Below are 13164 nucleotides of genomic sequence, written 5' to 3'. Positions count from 1 at the left end.
ATTTAAAAAATTAAAAAAAAATAAAGGAGTATTCCTATGAATCTAGCTTATCCTTTTAGTCTTATTTCCGGCAATGGTCTGGGTGTTTCTTATTCATCATTGACTCAGATTGGACCTGCAATTCCTAGCCGTGATTTCGGTGTTTTAAAAATGCAGAGCTTTATTAATGTCAGCACCGGAAATCTTATTATTTTTGATCATAAGTTAATTGTCCAAGAACAAAATTTCCCATTAGAATTTTATTATGTTTATAACAGTCATGCAGAAACGATGGCAGATATTTGGCGTTTTGCACATAAACGTTTCAAACTTCTTCCTAAACCTGATCAAACTTCGTCCGCGATATTAATTGAAAAAGATGGCCATGAAACGGACTATCAATTTGATAGTAAAACAAATCGATGGCTTGCTCCTTATTGGTCAGATAGTCGCCCTTATCTTCATTATGATAAACCAGAAAACCAATGGGTATGGTTTGATCCGAAAACTCAGATCACGGAGATTTACAATGACCAGGGTTATTTGCAGGAACGCTTGGATAGCAGAAATGAGCGAACAAGATATCGTTATGATGATTTGCAAACACCGTGGAAACTGACAAAGATACTCGCGCCTGAATCGAACTATGAATTTCATCAACACTGGGTCAATAATGAACGGATTGAATCTATTTATGAAGTTAATGCAGGGAGCCCAACGTTACTCAGAACGTCAGTGTTTGATCGGAATGCTCGTTTAATTCGGACCCTACTTCCAGCAGAAAGAACCGAATATGCCAAGCGACCTCAAATTAATTTTGTCTATCGAGCACCCAGTAAGGATCCTGCCGAGCTTAGTGATGAAGATGTTTATAATTTAGCTTATCTTGATTACATTAAACAAACGGATGCCGATACTAGCAATCTGTCTTTAATGTATGACGTGCCTCCGAATCTTGCGCCAAGAAGAATTTCAAGTGTGTATCTGGCGCATCCTCCTTTACATACCAGCGGTTATTTGGTTCGTTTTTATTATCATCAAAGCTATGCGATTGTCGAAAGTTATGCCAAGGTGGCTACCAAATTATATTTTAATAAACACGGATCCATCACTCAAATTGATCGAGAAAGAGGTTATCCCAATACGACTTATAGTCCCATCGATAGCTGCTTTTATACCTATAACGTTCAAGGTCAGTTGGCGAGCATTACCTCTGCAGGTCAAGGTAAACATAGTTTTCAATACGAAGCGCAGGATGGCTTATTAATTAAACAGCAAAAAGCCAATGGTCAGATAACGGAATATGTTTATGATGAAGTGAGTAAGCGACATAATTTGATTGCGAAAATTCATTTTGCGACGGGTAAAGCGCAGGTAACACGTAAAGTTTATGATCATGAGTTTAGTTTATATCGAGGTTTATATTTACGCTTTGAAATAAGTCCCGAAGGTCGCGTCACTGAATACCGTTATGAAGATTTTGGTCATCTTAAATACACGATTATTTATTTAGAAGGACGTTTTCCGGTTGATACGTATGCGAAAAATGCGGTTCCTAATTTAGCTGAAATGACACGTTGGGTTGCACAGCAAGATTTACAGAAGATAAGTTTAACGGAATGTCGCTACTATGACGGCTGTCAACGCCGACAAACCTATTACTATGGAACGATTAACGAAAAAGGTGAGGGCGTTCATGATGAACACATGAGCCAGGTGACTACGCATTATACTCTTTTTGGCGCGTTGTGTTTTAAGCGGGAATATCGTAAAAAAGCAGACAATCCATTGTATACCTTTTTAGAATACGATAGTGCACGTCGTCTTTTATCGCATAAAAATGCCGCGAACGAAGTAACCAATTATCGCTACGATAATAGTCATACCGAAATTACACGCCCGAATAATCGAAAAGAAATGACGGAATGGGATGCCTGCGAAAGGCTTAGTAAAGAAAAACAAACGATACCATTTAATGATCAGCTTATCACTCGTGAAACTACTTACAGTAGAAATATTGTGGGTAGTTGTACGGAAAAATGCACGACAGCGGATGGACAATTGAGTTATCGATTTTATGATAAACAAAATCGTTTAGGTTTTAGCGTGCATCCAAATGGACGTCTGACGCAATATCGTTATGATGCACAAAATCGTAACAAAATAACGATTGCTTATGCCAAAGCCATCGATATAAAAAAACTTGAATCACTGGGATGGCATGGAGCAGAACCGGATGTCATGGATTTATTAAAATTAATGAAAGAAATGGCCATCGCCGATCCTAAGCAGGATCGTTTCAGCTATGAATTTTATGACTACTCCAATCGATTAAGTGAGCAGGTCGATGCAGAAAATTTTTTTTGCCAAACGCTTTATAACGACCATGATGCCGTGATTGCAGAGATACGCTATGCATCACCGCTTAAACCAGAACAGTTAGCAGCGCTATTGCAAGGCAAAAGTCTTGATTGTCAGGCCGATCCAAAATGCGATCGTATTCAACGAAAATTTTACGATGCCGATCAATTACTGATTGGCACACAAGATGCGGCAGGCTATGTCATCGAATATAAACACAATGGAGCGGCTTGGATTACTGAAATAATTCGCTATGCACAACCGCAAATCATTAGTATTAATACGCAGCGCTTTGACAAAATTCGGCCGGTTGCAAGTTCTAAGGATGCGCATGAATATTTCTTTTATAATCCACGTGGCTGGGTAGTTTTAAGCGTCGATGCAGAAGCGTATGTGACAACTAAAGACTATTTGTTAAATGGTTTAGTGAGTTGTGAAAAGCGTTACGCCAATCCGGTTGATGCCACTTGGTATAAGGACACGCAGCGTATTCCTTCTTTACCAGTGGCATCGGTGGATGATCAGACTATCGATTACGAATACGATGAATTAAATCGTGAAATTTCAAGTCATCGATCCGACGGAAAAGTGATCTTCACGCGTTACGATACTATGGGAGAAATTATCGCCAAAGGAGAACAAGATGCAACAACCATGGAGATTACTGGCGATACCTATCGTGCCAATGAATTTCGGTTTGATGCTTGGGGTCAAACGTTAGCGGAAGCTTCTAAAGTGAATAGTGAGTCACTGGCGCGTATCGAGGCCGATAGCACGTTAAAACCTGAAGAAAAACAGAAACAAAAAGAAAAGATATGGCAAGAAACAACGCGACGACATGCCTATGATGCGAGCGGTTTAAAATTATCGACGGCAATTCGTTCGAGTCAGGATGCCAGCGATCAACTCACTTACTTTTATTATAATGCTGAACGACAGAGGGTGCTGACAATACAAATTATTGCGGATAAACAAGTTCAAATTCGCGAATACGCACGAGATGTTTTTAACAATATTGTTCAGATACGTGATTACAGTCAAGCACAATTAACCTTAGCGGATAGATTGAATCAACCACTTACCGGTGGTTTTATGTCCGATACCTTGCGTAAAGCCTTAGATGCCATACAAAATACACAGGATGTAGTGACTCAAAAAATCTACAACAAACGTGACGAAGTAGTAAAGCTTATTGATGGCGAAGCCTATGAAACACAACATCTCCCGAATGCTTTTTCTGAAGTCAGTCAAAGTAAATTACCTGTCCAAACGAAACAGCCCAGTTTAGTTATTCAACATCAATACGACGGACGCGGCTTAGAAATCAGTACACAGCGTCAGGCAGATACGTTAAATACCAAAGTAAAACGTGATTATAGTAATCCTTATGGCAAATTGACACATATCCGAGATGAGCTTAAAGGTGATTATCAACGGGATTATGATCGTAAAGGACGGTTGATCGGGATGCAAAATCCATTACAACAACAGCGTAGTGACATCGCGTATGATGCTTGGGATCAACCCACTAAAATGACCAATGCCTTAGGCCAAACAACACAGCACCTTTATCATCTTAATAAACGCAGAGAGATTATTATTGATCCTTTAGGTAATCAACGAATTCGCATACGCAATATTTTTTCAGAAACGATCAAAGAAATCGATGCCAAACAACAAACACAAACATGGCAACACACGGCCGATGGACAGATTAGTCATTTCTGCGATGCATTGGGTAGAGGCTATGAGATTATTTATAATCTATTGGGTGATATCACTGAAAAGCAGATCTTAAACGGCATTAAAACGCAGTATAGGTATGATGCACGGAGACATTTAATTGCAAAAATAGAAGATACGGAAGGTCTTAAACGACAAACACGTTATGAATATAATCTTCTAGGACAACGTATCAAAACAGTAGATGCCCAAGGAACCATTCAACTCAATCAATATGATCGACGCGGACTGGTTGTCGAACAGTGTTTCGATACGAAAAAAACAGGCTTAAATCTAACGACAACACGCCAGTATAACGGACAAAAACAATTGTTGAGTGAAACGCAGGGTGACATAAAAAATAAGGATCAATATATACGTCATCTTGATTACGATGGCTTAAATCGACATTGTACAACGATCATCGATCCGGTCACTGAAACGCGTAAAGAGGCATTAAACATCCAAACGCAACAACATAAAAATGGCCAAGATAGCGTTTTGGCTGAGATTGATGCGAATGGTCATGTGACGCGATTTATTATGGACTCCGCAGGACGACGTTGCTTCAAGATCAATGCGCTGCGTGGTGTGACAGAATGGAACTATAATCCCGCTGATCAAATTATTTTGGAGCGGCACTACCAACGTGTCATTTCAGAAAATGAAGTAGCGCAGATTAACGATGAAACGACGCCTGAACAATTACGCGCTTTATTGCAAACCAGTGTTGAAGATACACTGATTTATCCGTTCTATGATGCCAATGCTAATACACGTTTTTCTGTAAGCGGTAACGATCAACAAGGTTATGTCAAAGAAAAACGTTATGATGCAAAACAACAGGAAATTCAAACAATACAATATGCGACGGCCATCAGCATTAAAAGTATAGAAAAATTGAGCATCGCGCAACTCGCGAAACAAATTGCTAAAATTGCTGATTCTTCACGCGATCGCATCCATTATTTTTTACGTGATGAAGTTGGTCAATTACGATTTTCCATCGATCCAGAACATTATGTATCTGAACAACGTTTTGATGAACAAGGACGTGTGATTGGCCAAATTAGTTATGCGAATCCGGTTGAGGATCCGACTCAATTAATCAAATTACCGATCGCAGAAGTATTATCCCATCTTAACAAAGAGGATAGTCAGGATCGTTATCAGTTTTTCTTTTTTGACAGCTTAGGTCAACCACTTTATACGGTGAAATCGGAAGGACAAGTGGTGAGTTATCAACATGATGCGAAGGGTAATTTGATCGAAGAAGTTCATTTTAATCAACGTCTCAAGGTTCCTCAAACCTATGCATTGTTGCTACCACAACTGCAAGCATTAGCACCGGATGCCACACAAGATCGCATTACACAAAAAGTTTATGATGCAGCCAATCGTTTGGTACAACACACGGATGCCTTAGGCTATGTCGAAACCTATCAGTATGATGCATTAGGAAACCGAACCACTTATACCGATCGACAACAATCGATTTGGAAAACCATTTTTGATCGAGCGAAACGACCGGCTATTGAAATAACACCACCGGTAACGATCACTGAAATATCTCAAGATGCAACGGGTTTATTAGTATCAAACCATAAAACGATTGCTATTGAAAAACATAAAACCTATGACAAAGTGGGTAATGTTACACGTATCATTACCGCGGCTAATACTACAGAACCTCGCATTTTTGAAGCTGAATACGATGGCTTAAATCAATGGCAAAAGACCTCTTTACCCGACATAGCGGTGGATGATTCGAAGGCATTAAAACCGGATGGCTGGCGCTATCGCCCTGAAACCAAACAAACACTGACGACAACCCGTATTACCAATGCAAAAGGACTTAAAGTAGCTGAACAAGATGCTGCAGGTCATTGGCAATTTTGGGTGTACGATCAACAAAAACGCTTGGTTTACCATGTCAATCCACTCGGCGCGACGATTAAAAAAGAACGCGATGCTTTTGGTAAAACGCATCGAAAAATAATCAATGCAACACCTTGTACACTGGATCTCAGTGTGTATACAAAAACAGGGATTCCCCCATCGGTATTGGATGCCTATTATCGAACACGACATAGCGATGCCGATCGCATTATTGATTACCAACGGGATCGATGCGGACGGGTTATTTCACAACGGCAAGGTCCTGTCTATTGTTATACAGCGAATCTAAAATCTGTCTCGCACACCGGAACATTGAGTCAAGAAATAGCAGAAATTAAAAAGTCGTATAACGCTTGGGGTGAATTGGTTGCCCAATCTGAAAAGATGGATGCCATCCGTAGTAAAGAAAATTTTTATTGGTTTGATCGAAATGGTCAGCCTCTTGCAGAAGTAGATACCGTTGGTTTAGATAATCAAGCCGCACAGTATCGTTGTAAACGTTTTGAGAACGATAGTTTTGGCCAAAGGTTAAAGCGTGTGGCTTATGCTAAAATTCTGGATATCCCCATCAACGTGCATCTGTCTTTTGCTGAACTCAAAACTGCACTCGATAAAATGGCTACACCAGAGGATCGAAGCGAGCAATTTTATTATGATAAAGCGAATCGTTTAGTAAAAAAAGTTCGTCTGCAAGCCATTCGTCAAACATTGGTATTAACTCATGGATTACCCGCGTTTAGTGATGCACCACCTCAAGATCTCAGCATCGGCTATCAATATAATGCGAATGGGCAACAGATTGCTAAAACCTTAGAAGATAGCAGTACCGAATGGCGCTATTATGATCAACGTGGTTGTCGAGTTGCGCAAACCGAAGTGGCACGCGACAACGCAGGCCACTCAAACATCCTTATTCCATTAAGTTATTTTAGTCATAATGCGCACGGTCAAATAGTGTTGACGAGACATTTTAAACAGGGAGCCCAACCGATTACACCGGGTGAGATTCCCGAACCGATGGCCAGCGATCCCGAGGATCAACAAGAACTACGACTGTATGATGCACGCGGAAAATTACAGTGGAAACAAACGAATCAGCAAATACCTCAAGGCTTTAGTTATACCGCGCACGGTAAACCGGCGCGTCAATGGTGGACTTTAAGCCACTGGCAACAAACAGAAGCAAATCAGTATGAAACAAAAGTTCATCTGGATGAAAAATTTTTTCAATATGATGCGCATAATAGACCGATCCAGGTTGAACTTCGTCGTGATGCACAAACGGTAGAAACGACTGTGACTCAATATGATGCGTTTGATCAAGTCATTAGAGAAGGTGAGACAGCCGAAAGTTTTTCTATTTATCGACGTTTTGATACATTAGGTCGGCTTTGGTGTAGCAATACCGAAAAAGGTATTCCGGTCGTGAATGTACATGACTTAACAGGTCAATGTAGTTTACGTATGCAATCACCGAGCAAAGATTTAGGGGTTATTTCTTATCAGGAAATACCGAGTCTACTGAACTGGGATATTAATGATCTTGAGCGAACAGAAAATCAGCGCGATTTAGCGGGACGCATTATCACTCGCAGCTTGCCGGCCAATTATCAAGAGGACACCACACAACCTCAGATTATTCCGTTAAGTATTTTGGCCAGTAACCTTTATCCTAAGCTAGGTCAGGTCCAAAGTTTGAGTTGGCCGATTCCCCAAGAAAAGAATGTCCAAGCTGAATTTTCGTTATGGCCTAAAGAGGTTCCAGAAAAAAAACAAACCTTGCCTATCCTGATACAAGAAGGGCGTTGCGGTGTGGATGTATCCACGTTAGCGACAGATGTGTATGACTATCAAGTGGATTACACGTTTAGTGATCCTGAAAAAACGAATGAAAAAATCTTGATGTATAAGAGTTCAGGTAGCGTGCAGTTTGATACGCGTAACTCAACCAACAGTGCGCACTTAGTGGCCATTACCGAAACGAAACAAACCAGTTTGGTACGTTTAACAGGCAACACACGTGATATTTCAGCGGTTGAGTTATGGAATGAGTTTGGAAAACGCGAAACATTAGAATTACAAATCGATCCAGTATCACATAATTACTATGTTGATCTAAGTCATCATTCTTCCGGTGTTTATCAATTAAAACCACTGACACATGATAAAAAACCACATGGCTTAAGTTTACCTTTTACAATTTATACGCATAAAACGGCACACAAACCTTTATCTCGCGAACTGACGAGTGCATTGAAATTTCGTTACTTAGAAAATCATGTCGAAGTCAATTGGCAGGTGCCGACTTTTTTACAATCCCAAGTCGTGAAGTTGCAATGTCACTATCTTGATAGACAGTCTAAGCCACAATTACAAACATTAGAAATTGTTCCCGATCAAAAACGCACGACGTATTCCGATAAAAAAGGCACTAAAATTCAGAGTAATGTGGATTTTTCTGTGCCTATTCAGACTATCGAAAAACTTTCACTGGCAGTGAAATGGCCACAACTGAGCAAATCCAGTGCTTCAACGCGTTTGCAACACCATTGGCTCATGCTGACGGCAGAAAATTCCGATAGTAGTGATGAAGAAGAATGGGAAATGATCCCACATCACGAAGCAACGCGGTTAGAAACAGAACCGGAAGACTGGATACCCCTTTACAGTAATGAAACACCCAGCGCACCTGCGTTTGACCCTGAACTGATTACTGACCTTAATTTTGCCGATAAAAATCTGCTCGTAGTAAGCCCTCTACCTGATGTAACGCCCGACAAACAAACACCTATTTTAGAATACTTAGATGTCAGTCTTGATAGAATGCGCTGCTGGACACAATTTGCAATGATCAATGTGATTACATCCGGATTGGTGGTGGATGTAACAGGTTTTTCAGCAGGAGTCTATCCCTTTCGATGTCAGAGTAGCATTGGAAATTTAGTGCTAAGCTTAGGTGGCGAAGTCTTTCCCACACAAAGTATGGATGAACCGGATCGACAACATTTGGTGCAACCGGCACGTCGTTACCGTTATGACGTATGGAATAATAAATTAACTGAAATTGATACGTTAGGTCACGTCACATACTTTCGTTATAATGATGCTGATCAATTGATTCAAAAACAAGAACCTTTAGTGGATGTGGTTGACGAACAAGGCAACACCAAAGCACTTTCTCCTATTACCGATTTTGCATACAATACGCGCGGTTTGCAAATTGCAAAACGCGATGCGAATGGCAATACGCGCGGATATATTTTTGATGCGGCAGGTCATCGTATCACTGAAGTATTATCCGATGGCACATTAAGAAAGACACAAATCTATGACGCATTCAATCATGTCATTGAATCGCACAATGCCTGCAGTCAAATCACCCAATATTTTTATGATCAACAAAACAATCTGCTTGCTTTTCAAAAACCTTCCGGTAGTCGACGTAGTTATACGTATAACGAACTAAAGCAACGCAATAGCGATGCTGATCCCGCTAATAATACACGACGTTATAATTTCGATGTCTTAGGTAATCTCATTGAACGTTATGAGCCATTGGGCCAATGTACCCGTATGATTTATGGGCGAAACCATCAGTTGATCAAATTAGAAAATCCGGATAATAGTTTCTTAACGTGGCAACGTGATGCCTTTGGTAAAGCGGTTCAACACACCGATCTGAGTGGTGCTGTTTATCGTTATACCTATGATTACAAAAGACAATTAGTTGATGTCCGATCAGAGGATGGAAAGCATGGAGATTATTTTGAATTACAGCCGATTATGTATAACGGAAATGTTTTTGGTTATGCTCAGGTCATAAAACCGCTCAGTGGACAACATCTACATTATCAATATGTTTCAGGACAAGTAACTGAATTAAATGATTTGGCTACCGGTAAAAAAACCTCTTATCGTTATGATTCAGAAGGTCGACGCATTGCTGCCAGTGTCATCAGTGATAAAGGTGAAATTTTCCGTGAAACCAGTAGTCAAATCGATGCCTTAGGCCGAGAAATTTTAACACGAGATAATCAAGCTATTTTCACTACCGCTTATGATGCTGTGAGTAATCGGCGTTTTATAAAAGGTGTTGTTGATGTGGGTGGGAGTCATCTTGCGCAAGAAGTTTGGTGGAAATACGATACAGAAGATCGCGTGATCATCTCAGAAGGTGTACTTCAAAATGGAGAGATCACAATCCTACCAGATAGAGGGATGGAGCTTGTTTATCAAAATGATCGTCGAGTGACAGAAATTAATATAAGTTCCGTGCACAATGAAAAAATGATTGCGGATCTTCTCTATGACATCGACGGACGTTTGGTGGGTTCGAAAGTCAACGGCAACTACACAAACAAAAGTACCGAGAGACAATACGATAGTGCCGGCAGACAAACACTTTATAGAACGACTTCCCCCTTTGATTGGCTTACCAATCGCGTCACTGAGAATGAACGAATTTATAATGAAAATGGCTGGATAAACACCAATATTCAGCGTCAAGGTAGGACAACAGATTTTAATCAAAGCATTACGCGCACAGATTATCAACAATTAACGGCGATGGGTTTACCCCAACAGCAAACGATTAACTATAACGACGCAGCACACAATGTTGATCATCTCAATTGTAATTATGTGGGTTGGGATCAATGGCGCATTGCAAGTATTCAAGGTTATCGAACGAATAAGGATGGGACGAGCGATTATTCCTCAGTTAAAAATTACTTAGGTCCTAATGGCGAGCCGAATGCGATATCCGGTGCAGAAGATCCCGATGGGCGAGATAAATATTTTATCGCGACACCTGACGGTTTGATTCTACGTCGCATGCACTTAGTGGAACGGAATAGATATTATAGAGATGTTTTTGTTTGTAGTCTTGAAACTTATTATTTTTACCGCGTTAATGGTCAATACTTAGCCAGTTTTAAAAATAAAGGCTATGATTTCTTTGATTTAGCACTGAATTGGGTGAGTCCACAAGGCGATGCAGGTAAAGAAATTGGTCTAAGTTTAACTCAGGATTTTTCGAGTTTACCGCAAACCTACACCTGTGCCGCGGGAGATAGTTATGAATCGATTGCCAGCAATCTGTATGGTGATGCCAGTTTAGCCAGTTATATTGATGCGGCGAATGGCGGCGGAACACTCATTGCTGGCCAAACCATCGTCATACCGCAACTCGTTTCGGTACATAACAAAGCTGGAATGGCCCGACCGTATTATCAATTTCTGCAAATCATCCAAGGTTCACTCACTCCGCACCTAGATACACCACAACCTCCACAAGACGATGAGGGGTTTTTTGCCCTATTGATCTGTGCCATTGCAGTGGTCGTTGTGTGTGTGTATCCGCCCGCAATTGCTGTTATCACAGAAATTGCCGGTAGTTTGGGAGTATCTGTACCCATAATGACTGGTGTGGCCGCCGGATTGGCGGATGCCGCTGCACAAGAATTGTGTGTTGGCATGGGAATAAAAGATCATTTTTCTTTAGCAGAAAGTATAACCACTGGAATTACTGCAGGTTTTGCTTCAGGTTTTGGAGGACCCGTGATAGGAGAAAAAACTATCATGACGATGGTACGCATGGGTATGGTTAATGTGTCAGAACAATTAACTGAAATGGCGATAGGTATTCGCCAACAATTTGACATAGCCGGTGTTGCCTTAGCCATGGGATCAGCGGGATTAAGTAGTCAAATAAAAATAGCGGATCCTTTAGAACGACGTTTGGTAGCGGATGTGGAAGTTGCAGCGATGAGTAGTATAGTTCGCGGACGATTCGATGTTGAAAACTTAGCGACACAACTGATTACGGATGCCGCTGCAGTAGGGATGCAACAGCAAACCAAACCGATATCTGATGACTATCATCAAAGTCAGAAGGCAAGCGGTGGTGTAGGACAGATCACACAAACCACAATAGATCAACAATGGGATGCCCACTTAATTAACGATGCAGAATTCACTGCGACTACGTCGTTACCGTCGGTTACTTTTGATGTCAATAATTCTTACGTAGCCGAACAACTTGGCCAACGAGTGGGCGAAGAAGTGAGTCATTTTTATCATCCCACACCAGCACCAAGAAATCCCAATGGATTTTGGCAGCGCTTCGAACAACGTTACGAAAGTGTTTTCGAACATCGTGCGTTAATAGCCGAAGGTCGAGCGGCAGCTAATAGTGAAGTGATGAATGAAAGTTTAGGACATGCAGCAGCTAATCAACAAAACTACTTGGATTTAGGTTATGCCGACAGTAATGCTCAGTATGGAGCAGGCTTGATAGCAATGTCAGAAATACCTGCTACTAAACTTATTCGAACGGGAATTCAGACAACAAGGTTTCTGGCTGAAAATAAATGGGGATTTTTTGGGCATAATGGGGCAGAGAGTTCGGTATTACGACAAACTGGTGCAGGAAATTCCACAAGATCAGCGGATGAGGCTTATAATGCAATAAGGGCAAGCAAAATTGACATTACAAAGATTGCTAAAAATACTGGCATAAAGCCACAAAATATTGCAAAGGTAAAAAATCATCTATTTTTCAATAAACATTTATTGGATAAGTATGTTGATTTCGGTATACCGGCTGAGTTTAAAGTTTTTGATAGCGATATAGAAATCGCAAATTCATGGGCTCGTTTGGAATCGGGCAATTTTACTGAAACTGACATACAGTTGCTGAGGCATGAAATAGCAGAGGCTTGGTATATGCGGAGGAATGGACCCGGTTACACTGCCGCACATAATGCCGCTGATGCAAGATATCCAGCCCCAGATTTGGAGAATATGCTAGAAAATTTAAACGAGCTAAATCCATAAGGAGAACAAGATGCAATATATAATTGATGGTGAATTTTATAAAATAACTAGAGTGACTGGGCCTAAGCACAATATGCTTGGTGTGAGGTTTTCAGATACTGACAAGGAAATGGAAGTAGTTGATTTGGATTTTTCTGCTAAGCAGGTAAATTTTTCAGCGAGTGAAGTTAAAAGTCAAGTTCAATTGGGATTGGCAGATGTTAATCGTGAGCTTGGTACAAAATATAAAATTTCTGCCATACAATTTGTTGGTAGTGATACTAAGTCTGATTCTATTTATGCTGAACTGGTAAAGATAATTGTTAGAAGACTTGAATCAGGTTGCAAATTTATGCAAGCTTGAATCTTAAAACGATGCAGAATTCA

At 40.6% G+C, this 13164-nt stretch carries 2 protein-coding genes; both read left to right on the top strand.

The genetic code is table 11. The features are described from left to right. The first annotated feature begins 36 nt into the window (after positions 1 to 36). Positions 37 to 12798 carry a hypothetical protein gene (locus ACICP9_RS04455; protein WP_395497131.1) on the top strand — a complete coding sequence of 4254 codons (12762 nt, stop codon included), beginning with the start codon at positions 37 to 39 and terminating at the stop codon, positions 12796 to 12798. 10 nt (positions 12799 to 12808) lie between these two features. Beyond that, complete coding sequence (locus tag ACICP9_RS04450) at positions 12809 to 13141, top strand: hypothetical protein (RefSeq protein WP_395497129.1); 333 nt, start codon at positions 12809 to 12811, stop codon at positions 13139 to 13141. Positions 13142 to 13164: the final 23 nt, after the last annotated feature.

It is taken from the genome of Rickettsiella endosymbiont of Litargus connexus (genome assembly GCF_964277335.1).
In the GTDB taxonomy this organism is placed as follows: Bacteria; Pseudomonadota; Gammaproteobacteria; order Diplorickettsiales; family Diplorickettsiaceae; genus Aquirickettsiella; species Aquirickettsiella isopodorum.
The sequence above is the reverse complement of the archived record's forward strand: the minus strand, read 5'-3'. Positions and strand labels throughout refer to the sequence as shown.

Bases quoted from the DNA above. Each gene is read 5' to 3' on its own strand.
- ACICP9_RS04455 (WP_395497131.1), top strand. From the start codon at position 37: ATGAATCTAGCTTATCCTTTTAGTCTTATTTCCGGCAATGGTCTGGGT.
- ACICP9_RS04450 (WP_395497129.1), top strand. From the start codon at position 12,809: ATGCAATATATAATTGATGGTGAATTTTATAAAATAACTAGAGTGACT.